Raw genomic sequence first — 15,930 nt, 5'->3', positions numbered from 1 at the left:
CTCCTATGCGAACTGACGCTGTTCACCATCGCCGTCAACATTGCTTACACAACGGCCACAGATTTCAGGATGAGCAGGGTTAGCACCTACATCATCACAGTAATGCCAACAACGCTCACATTTTTCAGCGGTTGTTGCAGCGACTTTAATGAATAGGCCATCAATCTCAGTCGCCTGAGTACCTTCAGGCTGCGCTGTTACAGTTTCAACGGTGACGCCTGACGTTAATAATACAAAGCGTAGTTCATCACCTAACGCAGCTAGTTTCGCGCTTAGCTCTTCACTTGCGTAGATGCTTACGTTTGCTTGTAAAGTTGCACCAATAACGTCTTCTTTACGAGCCGCTTCTAGTACACGGTTTACTTCATCACGCACATTTAAAATTGTTAACCAATCGTCGTTGCTGAACTTACCTTGCGAAGAGGCTTTTAAGCCATCGTACCACACCGAAGTGAACACAAAGTTATCACGCTCGCCTGGCAATGCTTCCCAAATTTCTTGTGCTGTGAAGCTTAAGATTGGTGCCATCCAACGCGTCATTGCTTCAGCAATATGGTAAAGCGCTGTTTGACATGAACGACGTGCATGGCTATCGCTTTTCGCTGTGTACTGACGGTCTTTGATTACATCTAGGTAGAACGAACCAAGCTCACCAGTACAGAAGTTCATAAGCTTTTGCGTTACCAGCAGCATTTGGTACTTGTCGTAAGCTGCTAAGATTTCATCTTGAAGCTCGGCTGCACGGCCAACAATCCAACGGTCAAGCTCAACCATGTCTTCAATGGCAACTTGATCGGTTTTTGGATCAAAGCCATTTAGATTGGCAAGTAAGTAACGGCTGGTGTTACGGATACGACGGTAACGGTCAGCTGAACGTTTAAAAATTTCGTCAGATACAGTCATTTCTGCTGTAAAGTCAGTTGAGGCAACCCATAAACGTAAGATGTCAGCGCCTAGTTTGTTCATCACGTTTTGTGGTGAAATAACGTTCCCTAATGACTTGGACATCTTACGGCCGTTTTCATCAACCGTGAAACCATGTGTTAAGACTTGCTTATACGGCGCATGGCCATTGATAGCAACCGATGTCATCATAGACGACATAAACCAACCACGGTGTTGATCAGAACCTTCTAAGTAAAGATCAGCAGGACCTGTTAAATCATCACGCGCATCAACCACACAGGCATGAGTCACACCTGAATCAAACCATACATCTAGCGTATCTTGTACTTTCATGTACTGCTCAGCGTCATCGCCAAGTAATGTTGCAGGGTCTAAATCATACCAAGCTTGAATACCTGATTTTTCAACCAGTTTTGCCGCTTCTTCGATTAACTCTTGGGTATTTGGGTGAAGCGCACCGGTGTCTTTATCAACGAATAGTGCAATTGGCACACCCCATGTACGTTGACGTGAAATACACCAATCAGGACGTCCTTCAACCATGTTGGCAATGCGGCTTTCGCCCCACTCCGGTAACCACTCAGTCTTTTTGATTTCGTTTAATGAATCTTGACGAAGGTTAGCTTGATCCATACTGACGAACCACTGCGGCGTAGCACGGAAGATGATTGGCGTTTTATGACGCCAGCAATGTGGGTAGCTATGTGTTAATGCATGGTGGTGTAATAGCGCATTGTTTTCAGTTAATACGTCAATGACGCTCGCATTTGCTTTAAATACGTGCTGACCAGCAAACATTGGTGTGTCAGGTAAGTAAACACCGTTAGCACCAACAGGGTTAGCTACTTCTAAACCATAAGCAAGACCCGCTGCGAAATCTTCTTGACCGTGGCCAGGCGCAGTATGAACAACACCGGTACCAGAATCAGTCGTTACGTGATCAGCAACAATAACTGGCACTGTGAAGTCATAGAATGGGTGAGCAACCTGTAAATTCTCAAGTGCAGCACCTTTTACATAACCTAGTACGTGATAATGCTTAAAGCCATAACGATCCATAGCATCTTTAACTAGCTCAGAACCTAAAATTAGACGCTGCTGTGCACCTTCATCGTCAATTTGAACAAGGGCATACTCAAGTTTTTCATGAACAGCTACTGCACGGTTAGCAGGTAATGTCCATGGTGTTGTAGTCCAGATTGCGGTGCTAACAGTACCCGTGCCTTTATGGCCATCTGCTAGTTCAAATGCGTTAATAACAGCATCTTGGTCAGCAAATTCAAAACGTACATCAATTGCTGGCGACTGTTTATCTTGGTATTCAACCTCTGCTTCAGCAAGCGCTGAACCACAATCTGTACACCAGTGAACAGGCTTAGCACCTTTGTGTAAGTGACCATTTTTAATAATGCGACCAAGTACACGAATTGCATTCGCTTCAAAGTCGAAATTCATTGTTAAGTAAGGCTTATCCCAATCACCAAATACACCTAAGCGTTTAAAGTCTGTTTTTTGACCTTCAACTTGCTTTTTAGCATATTCGCGACATTTTTCACGGAACTCAGCAGCCGACACTTTCACGCCTGGCTTGCCTACTTTCTTTTCAACCATTAATTCAATTGGTAAACCGTGACAATCCCAACCTGGCACATAAGGCGCATCAAAGTCAGACAAGGTTTTTGACTTAACAATAATATCTTTAAGAATTTTGTTTACCGAGTGGCCTAAATGGATATCACCGTTTGCATACGGAGGGCCGTCATGCAAAATGAAGGTTTTTTTACCTTTTTTAGCGCTGCGAATTTGACCATAAAGATCGTCTTCATACCATGTCTTAAGCATTTTTGGTTCACGTTGTGCCAAATTGCCGCGCATTGGAAACGCTGTTTCCGGTAAATTCAAAGTATGTTTGTAGTCGCTCATTAATCCTACTTTCCGTATCGGCTACCTAATTTAAACCAAAACACTGCTTCGCGGCGGTTACATCATCTGCAATCTGCGCCGTCAGTTGTGTTAATGTCTCGAATTTTTTCTCATCGCGAAGCTTCTTAATCAGCTCCACGTGCATAAATTGTCCGTAAATATCTTGCGCAAAGTCAAAAAGGTGTACTTCTAACAATGCGCGTGTTCCATTAAATGTGGGTTTGTTGCCAATATTTGCAACCCCAAATAGCTCTTTATTGCCAACAGTTGTTCGTACCGCAAACACGCCATTTACAGGACATACTTGGCGTTTTAAAGCAATGTTTGCTGTTCTAAACCCTAGTTCACGGCCTTTTGCCCAGCCATGAATAACACGTCCAGATATCGCATAGCCATGACCTAACATGGTTTTTGCATCTTCTAATTGCCCTGCAGCAAGTGCTTGGCGAATAAGGGTACTGCTTACTCTATCATTGAGTCTGCGAAAACTGGCGGTACTTTTCACATCCATATTTAACTCAGTGCCCATGCTTTTTAGTAGTGAAAAGTCGCCGCGGCGACGCTTACCAAAACAAAAATCATCGCCCACGGTCAGTGCTTTGACACCCAACTTTTCAACCAAAACTTGGCTTACAAACTGTTCCGCTTCCATATTTGCAAACTGCTGATTAAAACTAATGCAAATCACTCGCTCAACACCTAACTTTGCAAGTAAACTTAGCTTATCACGAAGTCGGGTTAAACGCGCTGGCGCATTATCCTTGGCAAAAAACTCTTGCGGCTGAGGCTCAAATAACATCACAGTACTTGGTAGTTGATGTTTCTGTGCGTCTTGTAGCAAGCCTTTTATCACTTCTGCATGACCTAAATGCACACCATCAAAGTTACCAATGGTCAACACACAGCCGTAATGCTGCGCGCGTATATTGTGAATACCTCTAATTAACTCCATGCCACCTTTTTGCCTTTATCAGCGAGCCCAAACACAGGTATCGGGCGTGAAACGCCGATTATAATCTTTTTTTTAGTTTGATTCAGTAGTTGCAACACTTTTTATCGTATTTAGTCGAATTCCCATTACAAACAGAGAAGAAAAGTACACCAATGCGGCTAACACGAGTAACCCTGCAAGTAACGAAACTTGCTCCATAAAGTGCCAAGTCTGCCAAGCAAAGCGCTGCCCGACATACCATACTACAGCCGCCATAAATACACTAGAAAACAAACACTTAAAACTAAATCTAAGGCTCATACCTGAAAACTGATAAACCCCTTCTTTGTGCAACTGGCGATACAGCAAATACGCGTTACAGCTTGCCGACATAGACGTGGCCAGCGCCAACCCTAAATAACCAATAAACGGGGCTAGCATAATATTAAAAAGCATATTAAGCACTAACGTTTTAATGCCAATTTTAACAGGCGTTTTCGTGTCCTGACGGGAATAGAAACCAGGTGCTAACACCTTAATCAGCATGAAACTAACTAAGCCAACCGAATAAGCCATTACGCCATAACTTACCGCTTGAACATGATCTATCTCTCCATTTTGAAAAGCCCCATGATCGAAAAGTACGGTGATGATTAAAGGGCTTATCACCATCAAGCCAAACATGGCAGGTAAGCCTAAAAAGATTACAAAGCGCACTCCCCAATCTAGCGTGTGCTGAAAATCACGTGTGCTTTTCGTGCTATGAAGTTTAGATAGTGCGGGTAAAATCACCGTCGCAATACCAATGCCGAATAGACCAAGAGGAAACTCAATCAACCTGTCAGAATAGTAGAGCCACGCAATAGAACCCGTCATTAACATTGAAGCTATCATGGTATCGAGCAACAAGTTTATTTGACTAATAGAGACGCCAAATAACGCTGGCAGCATTAGTTTTCGTACTTTTTTAACGTTTTCATCTTGCCAAGCCCATTGAGGACGGCTCAACATACGGGCACGATACAAAAACGGTAACTGAAACAGTAGCTGCACTAAACCACCAACAAACACGCCTATCGCAAGTGCATATGCACCCACTGAAAACTGATCATGCAGAAAAATAGCGCAAGTGATAATGGATATATTTAAAAGTACTGGGGTAAACGCCGCCACTGCAAAACGATTGTATACATTCATCACAGCACCGCTTAAAGCAACTAAACTAACAAAAAATAAATACGGAAAAGTGAGTTTTAAAAGCGCGCTTGCCAGCTCGAACTTTCCAGCATCTTCTCCTCCTTGCCACCAATCTATAAACCAACCGGTGCCAAACAGTGCGGCAATCACTGGCGAGGCAATCACACCAAATAAAGTTACAACGAGCAAAATTGTCCCTAGGGTGCCAGCAGCTTGAGCGACAAATAATCTTACTTTATCGTCACCTTGCTGCTCTTTAATATCAGACAAAACAGGTACAAACGCTTGTGCAAACGCCCCTTCAGCAAATAAACGGCGCAAAAAGTTAGGAATTCGGTTAGCAAATAAAAACACATCAGCAGCTGCACTTGCCCCCAATAAATTGGCTACAACTGCATCACGTACTAGTCCTAAAATACGCGAGATCATCGTCATTGCACTGACAATCATCCCAGAACGAAATAATCCTTTTGCCACCCTAAACCTACGAATAAAAACTTCTAAGATGGGCGATTATGCCTAAAATATCTTTAAAGCACTAGGCTCGAACTCGACCCTTTGTTACAATGGCGATATTAACTGCTAAAGCGGCAAATTGATGTTCGTTATAAGGAGCAGTTTTTCTTGAGATGTCAAAATTTCGTTGACATTCATGATAAAAACAGGCATATTCCACGGCCTTTAAATTAAGCTTATTTTAAGATTGTTAGGAGCAAACCTTGGCTAACATCAAGTCTGCAAAAAAACGCGCTATTACGAGCGAAAAAAATCGTCAACATAACGCAAGCCGTCGTTCAATGATGCGCACTTACTTCAAAAAAGTAGTTGCTGCAATTGAAGCGGGCGACAAAGAAGCTGCACAAGCGGCATTCGCTGTTGCAACACCTATCCTAGACCGTTACGCAACTAAAGGTCTAATCCACAAGAACAAAGCAGCTCGTCATAAGAGCCGTTTAGCAGCTAAAATCAAAGCGCTATAATTTGTTTTTGATGAATATAAAAAACCGGCCTATGCCGGTTTTTTTTTACCTTACTTTTAATAGCCTAAGTAGAAGTGTTCCTCGGCTAAACGATCTCTAAATCTGGGTAGAATTTTTTCAACATAGCCGCAATCTTTTTAGGTGTAAATGGCTTAACAACAAAACCCTTAGCGCCTTTTTCAATTGCTTCTTTTACATTTTCAACCGTAGAGTGAGCTGACACCATCACCACATTCGCCTCTGGCGATATTTCATTAATTTGTGAAATAATCTCCTTACCATCACCATCGGGTAGCTCTATATCTAAGAAAATAATATTGAACTCTTTTTCTCTACATACACTTAAGCACTGTGCAGCCGTTGAAGCCTCTCGCACATTATCAATACCTAAGTGCATTAGCGTTTGACTTAAAAAACTGCGGACAGTCCCCACATCGTCCACAATTAAAATTGAAAGCTGCGTATCCATACTATTCCTCTTAATATTTAAAGATAAACACTAATTGCATGTTGAAATGCACCTTTTACGCAAATTAGGACAATCAATGTTATATGATCTGAATTTAACTATTATATCAAAAACTTCGTTATAATCTCATTATAGAGACCTATAAATAAAAGGCCAGATAAGCTTTATGTCTAAAAATGTAAAAAAACAATCTTTACTTGGGCAGCAACCCGCTCGCAAGAAACCAGTCCCTAGCAAACGACCAAAAACAATAAGCAAGCCTCAGACACCCACGCAGCCAATACAACAAACCGTAGCAGAGCCTACTGTAAAGAAAAGTCCGGCCCGTTGGTACATTTTAGCAGTCGTATTATTAATTTTGCTTATCACTCCTAAACCAATTCTTATCACCTACGAGAAACTAGGCATGGTATCGCAAAGTGTCTTCTGGCCTGGCATATTTGGCTACGGAGCCAACGTGTTTGACTCTACACTAATCCCACGTGCAGACCTTAGCCGTAATACTATTTATTTGTGCCAAGACAAACGCGACCCTAACAGCTGTCAGAAATACCGCATTACCGATCAAAGTGGCTTTTTTGCTGTAATAAAAAAGCTAGCCATGGATTAAAAAATCTAATCCGAAAACAATAAAATTACTTGGTTGAAAACTGTGCAAAAGATCACCATAATGGCGCTCCTTTTTCAACACAGACACTATTAGATACGACCATGCTAAACGAGCTAGATTGGCTTTTAAACTTAACGTTACTTGCACTAGGATTAGGTGCTTTCTTTATTAATCAGTTAAATTTACTGCGTTTTGCAGCGATTAGCGCGTGTAGTTTATTATTTTTATCGTTTAGTCTAGATCTGATGTCATCGAGTGTGATCTCAAATATGAGCTTAGTGTTGATCAACACATTTTATTTATTCAAGGTTTACACATTTGGCCAATTGAATATCAACCAAGGTTAAACTTCTCCTAAGATAAATTGATAGAACAGGTTATCCTACCTATCATTGTTTATGCCCAAACAGCCATCTGTTTGGGCTTTTTTTTACTTACAAAATAGCTGAACTGATATACCATATGCAGCGTATATAAGTAATTTAGGGGTGCCTTATGTCATTAGACGACTTCGACTTATTTCTTATGTCAATGGAAGATGTTAAACCTCTTAAACACGACACAGTAAAACTCAAAAGCACTAAGCAAGGCCCGTCACTTGCTCAGCAAGAAAAACGCAAAGCTGCTGAGTGCGATTTATCTGTAGATGAGAATTATCTACAGAGCGAGTATGTGGAGCTATTAGACCCCCATGCCGTTTTAAGCTTTAAAAATGAAGGTGTGCAAGCACAAGTTTTTAAAAACCTGCGATTAGCTAAATACCAGCTAGATGCGACTCTAGATTTACATGGCCAACCTCTTCAACGCGCAAGAACGACGCTTCTTACATTTATTGATGACTGTCATAAACGCAACATACGGGTAGTGTTAGTTCGCCATGGTATTGGCATTAAAAACAAATTTAAACCAGGAATATTAAAAAGTTACACAAATAAATGGCTACAAGAAATTCCATCTGTACTCGCCTTTCATAGCGCACTCAAACACCATGGAGGGAATGGCGCAACTTATGTGTTGCTGAAAAAGTCGGATGAAAAAAAGCACGAAAACAGAGAGATCCACTCTAAAAGAAGCTAGGCAGTTGGTGCACATCCACTTTGTGCACCAATAACACGATTATTTTTGGTTACTTACTACTGGTTGAACATGCGTTTCACTTGCATTCGCTTGATTAAACCATGCAGAGACACCTAAAACGATGACAGACACAATGACTAGACTAAATTTCGCCCCATTTTGGTTAGATTTCATAACGCCTCTTCTTATTATTGTTTATTGTACTTACCCAGCATAACAAAGTTACAGATGTTAACAAGACGTTTGATAAATTAATTCACACTTTGTCAATAACCTTTTGCTCTATCAACCTTATTAATTAGCTCTTCCCCGCAAATTAATCTTTTAACATTAGTCGCGGTTTGTTTAACTACACTGTTAATATCAGATAAAGCAGCGCAATGGGGCGTTAACGTAATCTTGTCATGAGACCAGTATGGATGCTTTTTATCTAGAGGCTCCTGAGTGAATACATCCAATGTGGCTGCACGTATTTTATTACTATCTAGCGCCGAAATTAAATCTGTATCAATAACATGCTTACCTCTTGCCACATTAATGACAACCGCATGAGGAGGCAACATCGCTAATAGATCTTCATTAATAATACCCGCTGTATGCTGATTCAATGGTAATAAACATACTAGATAGTCAACCAAAGGAAGCATCTCATTAAGCCCTTGCTGTGTGTGATAGCAGCTAACCTCTGGATGCTGCTTTTCACTGTTTGACCATGCACTCACTTTAAAGCCATTTGCTACTAACTTCATCGCTGCCGCCTTGCCTAGCTCGCCGAAGCCTAAAATACCCACATGTTGATGTGCATACGCGCGCTTTGGCTTCCAAGTGCTGGCTGATTGTTTTAAATAATATTCTTTGAGCCTAAGCTTGTGTGCCAATACATGGGTCAACACATACTCTGCCATATCATTTGCAAGATTATCATCAACAATTCTAACAACGGGAACATGCGCTGCTATCGCTGACAAATCGATGCTATCGACACCAGCCCCAAATGAAGACACGGCTTTTAAATTTACCAGCTTAGGCCATAAATCAGCCGGTGCATTCCAGGCAAGCACAAACTCTACTGCTTCATAGTTGGAACACTCAGACCAAAGCTGCACGTCAACCTCAGGTAATAACGCTTGTAATCGAGCAATTAATTGGCTGCAATCTCGACCTGTTACAGCTACAAGTAAAATCATTGTATTCTCCATATTTTGAACCGCTCTCAAAGCGCTCTTTAAAAAGTCACACAACTGCAACCTAACTGTCACAGCGAACTCTTACTCTAACCTCATCGCTGAATGCGTTTATGTTGAGGTTTGTATGATCAGTGTCGATAAAGTAATAGAAGCAAATTTACCACAGTTAGAAAATTCACCAAAAGTAAAAGGCTTAGTTAAAAAAGGCCTCGGTTACTTGCTACACGAGCAGGAATTTGTTGCCTTTGGTGATGCATACCCACATTTACAAGGGCTTGAATTTGTTGAGCAGGTTCTTGATGAGCTAGACTTTGACACACGCTACAAGCCAAAGCAAATAGAACACATTCCCAGTGAAGGTAACGTCGTTATTGTGGCAAATCACCCTATTGGCTCACTCGACGCATTAGCATTAGTTAAGGTTTTATCAAGCGTGCGACCAGATTTAAAAGTGGTTGCCAACCGCATGCTGATGTCTATCACCCCTATGCACTCTTTACTACTCCCTGTTGATAACCTTTCTGGCACCAGTAAAAAGAAAGAACTGGCTAATATCCAACAGCATTTAAAGTCGGATGGTGCGCTATTAATTTTCCCAGCAGGCGAAGTATCTCGCTTAAGCCCCACAGGAATTAAGGACTGTAAGTGGAACAGTGGCTTCTTACGCATGGCCAAAAAAGCCAACGCCCCTATTTTGCCGATTTACATTAAAGCGAAAAATAGTCCTTTGTTTTACGGCACTTCCATGATTTATAAACCGTTAGCGAGTTTGTTGTTAGTAAAAGAAATGTTCAAACAACGTCAAAAATCATTAGAGTTTGAAATTGGTGCGTCCATTCCACCTGAATCATACTTAATTGAAAATTTAAAAGATAAAGAAATCGCGCAGCTAATAAGAAAGCAATTATATCGACTTGTCACTAAAAAACCGCTGCCTTTGAAAACTCAAACACCTATAGCAAGCCCAGAAGCAACTAAAGATCTAAAAAAGGCCATCGAAGAGTGTGAATTATTGGGTGAAACATCAGATGGTATGAAAATTTACTTATATCAATACTGTGGTAGCTCGCCGATTTTCCGTGAGCTAGGACGACTGCGCGAAATTGCGTTTCGAGCAGTCGGGGAAGGCAGTGGTAAACGTCGAGATATAGATAAATACGACATGGATTATCAGCATCTTGTTTTATGGGATGCAAAGCAGCTTGAATTAGTGGGTGCATATAGACTCGCCTGTGCACAAGACATCATTGAGAAACATGGCCGCAAAGGTCTATACACTGACAGCCTATTTAACTACAGCGATGACATGGCACCTTATTTTGAAAAAGGCATTGAACTTGGCCGTAGCTTCGTGCAACCAAAATACTGGGGTAGAAAGAGCCTTGATTATTTATGGTTCGGCATTGGTGCATTTGTGAATCGCTACCCACAATACCGTTATTTATTTGGTGCAGTGAGTGTGTCAAACGCACTCCCCGAGCAAGCAAAGTCGCTACTGGTTCATTATTACCAACATTATTATGGGGCAGAGCAACTATTGGCGATTCCTAATAATGAATTTCGTCATACCGAACAACAAAAAGAGCAATGTGCTCAGCTATTTATGGATAATGATATTAAAGAGGACTTTGTTGAGTTAAAACATGTACTCGCCAATATTGGCGCACAAGTCCCGACCTTGTTCAAACAATACACCGAGCTTTGTGAGCCAGGTGGTGTGCAGTTTTTAAGCTTTAGTATCGACCCTGAATTTAACAATTGTATTGATGGTTTAGTGCTTGTTGATTTAGATAAAGTTAAACCGAGTAAGGCCAAGCGATACTTAGGTCAGTCACGCTAAAAATAATTCCTACCATATTATAAAAACAAAGAAGTCGGCATTTATTGCCGGCTTCTTTGTTTTAAAAATGAGTCTTCAGCTAAAAATATTGCGAAGTGCTGCGTAATAAATTTTTTCAATACACAGTAAATCAGTGATGGGAACATGTTCATTGACTTGGTGGATCGTGTTGTTACAAACCCCACACTCTATAACTTGGGTGTGCTCATTGACAAAAAATCGCCCATCCGAAGTCCCCCCACTGGTACTGAGTAATGGAAAGTTACCTGTCACTTCAAGCACAGCTTGTTCCAGTTTATTCAACAAGCAATCTTGTGATTGATAAGCAGTGTAATAAGACTCACAAGGACGTTCCCATTGAATTTTTATCGTATCGGCAAGATCTGTAAGTGCAAATTGAATTTCTTTTTTCACATCAGTGCTTTTATAGCCATGACTATAGCGTACATTAAAAGTCAACTCGCATCTGGCGGGAACTAAATTATCGACTACGTTCGCAATATTGATACCGGTGACTTGGAGAGTAGTCGCTGAGCTAGCTTCATCTTTGTGCCAGCATATTGCAGTTAATCGTTTGACGACTTCTGCGCTTAAGTGTGCAGCATTGACTGTATTATCTGGGTAAGCGACATGCCCTGCTTTACCTTGGATTGATAAACGTGCCGATAAAGCACCACGACGACCGTTCTTAATCGTATCCCCAACATGAAGGTGGCTTGTTGGCTCACCCACTAAGCAACCATCGAGCACAATGCCTTGTTTTGCTAATCGCTCAGCGATAAGCAACGATCCATATTCAGCTTCCCCTTCTTCATCCGAAGTAATTAGCCAATAGAAAGTTCCTTGCTTATCCTCGCTTTGAGTAACAAGCTTTTCTGTAGCGCATAACATAGCCGCCACACCGCCTTTCATATCAGCAGCGCCACGACCATACACAGCACCATCAACAACGTGACCAGAAAAAGGATCAACTCGCCAATCCCCTTCGGCTGCGGGCACCACATCAATATGCCCAGAAAACGCCACCACAGGGCCGCTACCAAATGAAACTTTAGCAATTAAGTTAGTGACTTGGTTGAAAGTAAACACCTCACACTCGAACCCAAGTTGAGTCAGCTTTGTCGCAAGCCAATCAATCGCCCCCGCCTGTTGGGGAGTGACTGACTTAAATTGGATTAATGTTTGTAATGCTTTAACCACATCGCTGTGTGGCTGTAACTTTGGCGCGAGTTCTGTACTCATAATAACCCCAGTTTTTTCACTATGTAGGGTTATTACAACTCGAAATTATGACTGCTGTGTGAAGATTAAATTAATGATTTCCTTCTTCTATTAAGGTCTCTTGCGTCACTTTAGCAATATCTTTGTCTTCTTCCGTTAATTTTGTACGTTGCCAACGTCCTGTTGAGAACCATGCATAGGTTATGAGTGCCACAAGTACATTCGTTAGAGCAAACGAGTACCAGATCCCTTGCGGACCAAGCGCCGTATGTTTTGATAAAATATACGCAGCTGGGAACTGAATAACACACTGCGCTAACAAAGAAACTATCATTGCATTGAGCATATTTCCTGATGCTCTAAAGGTTGCAACAACACAAAGTTGCACACCGATCCCGCCCCAAGTTAAACACATTTTACGAATGAACTCAGCACCACATTTAATGACAGACGGATCATCAGGAATGAAAAAGGCAACTAAATATTCAGCAAATAAATAAGCAATTCCTCCCACCAGCGACAACCCAGTTAAGCCCCATATACAAGCAAGTCGTGTTATTTGTGCTGCTCGCTTTGGATTTCCAGCTCCCATGTTTTGACCTACCAAAGTAGACACCGCCATCGACAACCCCATTGCAGGGATCATCACCATTTGCAAAATATTCGAACCTACCCCATAAGAGGCCAATGTGTAGGTGCCAAAGCTGGCAACCAAAAATGACATGATTATCAGCCCAAATGCCCGTGCTGATAACTCAACGGAGCCTGGTGCTCCTAACAAGAAGGCTTGTTTCATATATTGCCAGTCAGGCTTAAAGCTCGACAGTTTTAATTGAATACCATGACGGCCCCGCAAAAAGACCCATACGCCAATTAGTGCCGCAAGACTCTGAGTAATAAGTGTTGCTAATGCAGCCCCCATCACCCCAAATCCTGAAAAACGGCCCCAGCCAAAAATCAACAATGGGTCAAGGGCAAAATTAAGTAATACAGTGCCACTAACAATAATAAGCGGAATTTTAGTTTGGCCAATTCCGCGCATTAACGCTTGAAACATTGCGTAAATGAATACAAAAACAACCCCTATAAAAGAGACATGCATAAACTTCAAAGCGTCGCCATAAACAGCCTGTTCAACACCAAGTAAAACTAAAAAATATGGGGACAGAAAATAACCAATCAAACCTAACACTGTTGCAGTGACTGTGACCATCAACATTGTTTGTGCAGCAACGTGGTTCACCTTATCCTGTAAGCCTGCTCCCATATACTGAGCGGATAAAATAGCCCCTGCCATTGCAAGACCTGAACCGATGGCTATCACTAAAAATGTGACAGGCATGCTCACAGACACAGCAGCGACTTGATCGGCGCCAAGTCGGCCAACCCAAAAGGCATCAGTAAGCTGATAAGCAGATTGCAAAATATTGATTAAGATGATCGGGATACCCAATTTCAACAGTGCTTTTGCTATTGAACCATGAAGAAATAAATGTTGAGTATCTGTCATTAAACACACCTAAAATTTTAAAAGCAGCTTATTGTATCAGACCTGCCTGAGTTTAAAGTGAACTCGAGTCAACCTTTTTTCTATGTACCTAATTAAAAACTTAATCTAAATCAAAAAATAGCTTCACTTTATTCAAACATTTTTGAAACTTTGATCTAGAACAGGTTTTGTCTTAGCAAGCTCGGTAATAATAGCCTCAACCAAACAAGACAAGTAGTTCGTGGAGAACAGCATGAAAACTAAATTAAGCATTGCATTACTGACTTCATTATTAGCACTCTCTCCTGTTGCAAACGCAAATTTAAGCGTTAACGTGGGTGCGATTAATGTAAACCCAGATAACGACAGCTCAAAAATAAACGAAGCACCGACATTAGGTTTACGTGGCGATGATAATACACAATTAGGTCTTACCATCGACTATGCATTTGATGATAATTGGGTACTTGAATTAGTTGCTGCGACACCATTTAGTCACGACATCCAAGGTACTGGCGGTCTTGCTGGTAACAAAATTGCAGACATCAAGCAGCTACCACCTTCTTTAATTGCGCAGTACCACTTTTTAGACTCAACTTATAAGTTCCGCCCATTTATTGGCGTAGGTATTAACTATACGACTTTCTTTGATGAGCAACCATCAGCAGCTTTAAAAGCAACGCTAGGTACTGATGATGTTGAAGTGAAACTAGACGACTCATTTGGTTTTGCAGCGCAAGCGGGCTTCAACTACATGATGAACGAGAACTGGGGTCTACACGGCATGGTTGCATTAATTGATATTGATACAGATGCAACTGTTTACGCTAATGGCACAAAAGCACTTACATCAACTGTCGAAATCGACCCTGTTGTAGCTATGTTTGGCGTTAAATATAAATTCTAACTTCTTTCACTTAGTGAAAGCCCATACGCACAAAAAGGCCTTTACGGCCTTTTTTTATTTATTGGTTAATTTTTTCTGTTCTAGCATTTCTTTCCAGTGCATAACCTCGGCAGGCAAAATAGGTGCAACCCCTTTAAAGCCAGCAACTTCAAGCATTTCTTCAACACTGACAACACCTTTTTTTCGTTTAAAAACGCCGCGTACATAAGCAATTGCGTGCAAACCTCTATCCGAATGAAACTTTTGTTCAATATAAAAGTATTTGTGATCCCAGCCAACTAAGCGAGTACTTACAGTGTATTTTTGCATTGGCTTGATATCACGAATGTATGTGATAGCGGTGGCATTAACGATCGGGAACCAACGGCGTTTCATTATGTGTTTTAATAAACCCACACGCTCGGTCATCCAAGTGCGAGCTATATCCATCATTGCCAAATAACGTGAATTAGTTAGGTGAAAATTGATATCACAATCGCTCGGTAAGGCTTTGAAATCAATATCAATTGTATCGAGTAACTGTTGATAATCACGATTACGTTTAATTTTAAAAAATAATAAGATAAGTCGAAAGTAGAGATTCACGGTAAAGGTCTAACCAGTTGATAATAACCAAAGTGTATCACAGCATATTGCTAAGGCGAATATTCTGCTCTAATCTGTGCATAAATCAGTATAAAAAAAGAATAATCTAATGAAATTGTTAAATTTAGTGTTCCTAATGGCGGCAAGCTTATTCTCTCACTCAGCTTTTGCAGATTTTAGCTACCAAGGGCAAGGCGCATTAAGCTATCCAACCGGCGTAGAAAAAGCGTTTGAATTTGGCTTTGCATGGCAACAAGATGCTGAAAAGTTCACTATTGGCAACAAAACTTATGATATGCCACTCCCTGAATCTTACTCGGTAGCGATTACATTAAGTAAAGATGAAAAACAGATATGGGTTCAAGAGTTTAATAACGGCTTTTTTGAAGGGTTTAATTGGCAAATTGGTGAACACATACTGACACTTAAAAAACGTGACTTTACTGATTCAGTGAAAGGAAACTATGTTATTAGTTTAGACAACCGCGATTATTTCTTCGCCCGTAATAACATCAGCATTGTCATTAAATTTGACGATAATGGCATCAGTAACCTTGTTCTTGATGGTGTAACCAAGGATATGGGCACAAAACAATAAGGCTTAAAAG

General features: G+C 41.1%; 16 protein-coding genes. 7 read left to right on the top strand and 9 right to left on the bottom strand.

What is annotated here, in order from left to right; translation table 11 throughout:
- Positions 1–3: 3 nt before the first annotated feature.
- The 3 genes from ileS to murJ all read right to left on the bottom strand — a co-directional run bounded on the left by ileS (position 4) and on the right by murJ (position 5,434).
- Positions 4–2,829 carry an isoleucine--tRNA ligase gene (ileS, locus tag PAARA_RS18765; protein WP_062570512.1) on the bottom strand — a complete coding sequence of 942 codons (2,826 nt, stop codon included), beginning with the start codon at positions 2,827–2,829 and terminating at the stop codon, positions 4–6.
- Between the two features lie 25 nt (positions 2,830–2,854).
- On the bottom strand, positions 2,855–3,781 hold the full coding sequence (gene ribF / locus PAARA_RS18760) for a bifunctional riboflavin kinase/FAD synthetase (RefSeq protein ID WP_062570511.1): 927 nt from the start codon (positions 3,779–3,781) through the stop codon (positions 2,855–2,857).
- Positions 3,782–3,853: 72 nt separating this feature from the next.
- A complete protein-coding gene (gene murJ, locus PAARA_RS18755) occupies positions 3,854–5,434 on the bottom strand; it encodes a murein biosynthesis integral membrane protein MurJ (protein ID WP_267145286.1) in 1,581 nt (526 codons plus the stop codon).
- Between the two features lie 242 nt (positions 5,435–5,676).
- On the opposite strand from murJ, the gene rpsT reads away from it, so the two are divergent.
- Complete coding sequence (rpsT, locus tag PAARA_RS18750; protein ID WP_036967030.1) at positions 5,677–5,937, top strand: 30S ribosomal protein S20; 261 nt, start codon at positions 5,677–5,679, stop codon at positions 5,935–5,937.
- Between the two features lie 85 nt (positions 5,938–6,022).
- Here the strand turns inward: rpsT and PAARA_RS18745 are convergent, their stop codons facing one another.
- On the bottom strand, positions 6,023–6,406 hold the full coding sequence (locus PAARA_RS18745; protein ID WP_062570510.1) for a response regulator: 384 nt from the start codon (positions 6,404–6,406) through the stop codon (positions 6,023–6,025).
- 166 nt (positions 6,407–6,572) lie between these two features.
- Between PAARA_RS18745 and PAARA_RS18740 the strand changes: the two genes are divergently transcribed.
- From PAARA_RS18740 to smrA, 3 genes are all read left to right on the top strand, one after another.
- Positions 6,573–7,016 carry a hypothetical protein gene (locus tag PAARA_RS18740; RefSeq protein WP_062570509.1) on the top strand — a complete coding sequence of 148 codons (444 nt, stop codon included), beginning with the start codon at positions 6,573–6,575 and terminating at the stop codon, positions 7,014–7,016.
- Between the two features lie 101 nt (positions 7,017–7,117).
- Positions 7,118–7,363, top strand: coding sequence for a hypothetical protein (locus PAARA_RS18735; protein ID WP_062570799.1), 246 nt, complete (start codon positions 7,118–7,120; stop codon positions 7,361–7,363).
- Positions 7,364–7,511: 148 nt separating this feature from the next.
- A complete protein-coding gene (gene smrA / locus PAARA_RS18730) occupies positions 7,512–8,093 on the top strand; it encodes a DNA endonuclease SmrA (protein ID WP_062570508.1) in 582 nt (193 codons plus the stop codon).
- 39 nt (positions 8,094–8,132) lie between these two features.
- Here the strand turns inward: smrA and PAARA_RS20925 are convergent, their stop codons facing one another.
- Together PAARA_RS20925 and PAARA_RS18725 are read right to left on the bottom strand one after the other, a co-directional pair.
- Positions 8,133–8,267, bottom strand: coding sequence for a hypothetical protein (locus PAARA_RS20925; protein WP_267135597.1), 135 nt, complete (start codon positions 8,265–8,267; stop codon positions 8,133–8,135).
- A 92-nt stretch (positions 8,268–8,359) separates the two neighbouring features.
- Positions 8,360–9,280 carry a 2-hydroxyacid dehydrogenase gene (locus PAARA_RS18725; protein ID WP_062570507.1) on the bottom strand — a complete coding sequence of 307 codons (921 nt, stop codon included), beginning with the start codon at positions 9,278–9,280 and terminating at the stop codon, positions 8,360–8,362.
- Positions 9,281–9,404: 124 nt separating this feature from the next.
- Between PAARA_RS18725 and olsF the strand changes: the two genes are divergently transcribed.
- The gene (gene olsF, locus PAARA_RS18720; protein WP_062570506.1) at positions 9,405–11,120 is read left to right on the top strand and encodes a bifunctional ornithine lipid synthase OlsF; all 1,716 of its coding nucleotides are present in this window, start codon (positions 9,405–9,407) and stop codon (positions 11,118–11,120) included.
- A gap of 75 nt (positions 11,121–11,195) precedes the next feature.
- On the opposite strand, the gene dapE is transcribed toward olsF, so the two are convergent.
- Together dapE and PAARA_RS18710 are read right to left on the bottom strand one after the other, a co-directional pair.
- Positions 11,196–12,362, bottom strand: a complete 1,167-nt coding sequence (gene dapE, locus PAARA_RS18715) for a succinyl-diaminopimelate desuccinylase (protein WP_062570505.1) — start codon at positions 12,360–12,362, stop codon at positions 11,196–11,198.
- A 70-nt stretch (positions 12,363–12,432) separates the two neighbouring features.
- Positions 12,433–13,851: an MATE family efflux transporter gene (locus PAARA_RS18710; RefSeq protein WP_062570504.1), complete on the bottom strand. Its 1,419-nt coding sequence runs from the start codon at positions 13,849–13,851 to the stop codon at positions 12,433–12,435.
- Between the two features lie 232 nt (positions 13,852–14,083).
- Here PAARA_RS18710 and PAARA_RS18705 point away from each other — a divergent pair, with 232 nt between their 5' ends.
- Positions 14,084–14,737, top strand: coding sequence for an OmpW/AlkL family protein (locus PAARA_RS18705; RefSeq protein WP_062570503.1), 654 nt, complete (start codon positions 14,084–14,086; stop codon positions 14,735–14,737).
- A gap of 54 nt (positions 14,738–14,791) precedes the next feature.
- Here PAARA_RS18705 and PAARA_RS18700 read toward each other — a convergent pair whose 3' ends face one another.
- Positions 14,792–15,322 carry a thioesterase family protein gene (locus tag PAARA_RS18700; protein WP_062570502.1) on the bottom strand — a complete coding sequence of 177 codons (531 nt, stop codon included), beginning with the start codon at positions 15,320–15,322 and terminating at the stop codon, positions 14,792–14,794.
- A 109-nt stretch (positions 15,323–15,431) separates the two neighbouring features.
- Between PAARA_RS18700 and PAARA_RS18695 the strand changes: the two genes are divergently transcribed.
- Positions 15,432–15,920, top strand: a complete 489-nt coding sequence (locus PAARA_RS18695) for a hypothetical protein (RefSeq protein WP_062570501.1) — start codon at positions 15,432–15,434, stop codon at positions 15,918–15,920.
- Positions 15,921–15,930: the final 10 nt, after the last annotated feature.

It is taken from the genome of Pseudoalteromonas arabiensis (genome assembly GCF_001550155.1).
Taxonomy (GTDB): domain Bacteria; phylum Pseudomonadota; class Gammaproteobacteria; order Enterobacterales; family Alteromonadaceae; genus Pseudoalteromonas; species Pseudoalteromonas arabiensis.
The sequence above is the reverse complement of the archived record's forward strand: the minus strand, read 5'-3'. Positions and strand labels throughout refer to the sequence as shown.

What these genes read in the sequence shown, in the direction of transcription:
- ileS (WP_062570512.1), bottom strand. Translation starts at nt 2,829, where the DNA reads ATGAGCGACTACAAACATACTTTGAATTTACCGGAAACAGCGTTTCCA.
- ribF (WP_062570511.1), bottom strand. Translation starts at nt 3,781, where the DNA reads ATGGAGTTAATTAGAGGTATTCACAATATACGCGCGCAGCATTACGGC.
- PAARA_RS18745 (WP_062570510.1), bottom strand. Translation starts at nt 6,406, where the DNA reads ATGGATACGCAGCTTTCAATTTTAATTGTGGACGATGTGGGGACTGTC.
- PAARA_RS18740 (WP_062570509.1), top strand. Translation starts at nt 6,573, where the DNA reads ATGTCTAAAAATGTAAAAAAACAATCTTTACTTGGGCAGCAACCCGCT.
- PAARA_RS18735 (WP_062570799.1), top strand. Translation starts at nt 7,118, where the DNA reads ATGCTAAACGAGCTAGATTGGCTTTTAAACTTAACGTTACTTGCACTA.
- smrA (WP_062570508.1), top strand. Translation starts at nt 7,512, where the DNA reads ATGTCATTAGACGACTTCGACTTATTTCTTATGTCAATGGAAGATGTT.
- PAARA_RS20925 (WP_267135597.1), bottom strand. Translation starts at nt 8,267, where the DNA reads ATGAAATCTAACCAAAATGGGGCGAAATTTAGTCTAGTCATTGTGTCT.
- PAARA_RS18725 (WP_062570507.1), bottom strand. Translation starts at nt 9,280, where the DNA reads ATGATTTTACTTGTAGCTGTAACAGGTCGAGATTGCAGCCAATTAATT.
- olsF (WP_062570506.1), top strand. Translation starts at nt 9,405, where the DNA reads ATGATCAGTGTCGATAAAGTAATAGAAGCAAATTTACCACAGTTAGAA.
- dapE (WP_062570505.1), bottom strand. Translation starts at nt 12,362, where the DNA reads ATGAGTACAGAACTCGCGCCAAAGTTACAGCCACACAGCGATGTGGTT.
- PAARA_RS18710 (WP_062570504.1), bottom strand. Translation starts at nt 13,851, where the DNA reads ATGACAGATACTCAACATTTATTTCTTCATGGTTCAATAGCAAAAGCA.
- PAARA_RS18705 (WP_062570503.1), top strand. Translation starts at nt 14,084, where the DNA reads ATGAAAACTAAATTAAGCATTGCATTACTGACTTCATTATTAGCACTC.
- PAARA_RS18695 (WP_062570501.1), top strand. Translation starts at nt 15,432, where the DNA reads ATGAAATTGTTAAATTTAGTGTTCCTAATGGCGGCAAGCTTATTCTCT.